This window comes from Aequorivita sp. KMM 9714, assembly GCF_011065475.1.
In the GTDB taxonomy this organism is placed as follows: Bacteria; Bacteroidota; Bacteroidia; order Flavobacteriales; family Flavobacteriaceae; genus Aequorivita; species Aequorivita sinensis.
In genome coordinates this window covers 1-269 of record NZ_JAAGRO010000063.1, presented here as the reverse complement: position 1 = coordinate 269, position 269 = coordinate 1, and the positions used below count along the sequence as shown (strand labels likewise).

Below are 269 nucleotides of genomic sequence, written 5' to 3'. Positions count from 1 at the left end.
GACCAGAACTACGTCCGGCAGATAAGCTACCAGACCGAACTTAACGAAGCACAGGTTGTGGCTATCAACGCGGCAAATTCCCCTTCAAACAACGACAAGAAGATAGAGAACATCGTTTATTACGACGGTCTTGGTCGTCCCAAACAGAGTATTTCGATCCGTGCCGGTGGCAACCGTGAGGACCTAGTGACCCCTATCCTTTACGATCCTTTGGGGAGGCAGCCAAAGGATTACCTACCTTTGCCAGTTGCCAATAATTTTGGAGCCTT

Annotated in this window: 1 protein-coding gene; it reads left to right on the top strand. The window is 49.4% G+C overall.

The genetic code is table 11. The features are described from left to right. A partial coding sequence (locus G3A46_RS14290; RefSeq protein ID WP_206736036.1) for a DUF6443 domain-containing protein occupies nucleotides 1–269 on the top strand: 269 nt, incomplete at both ends.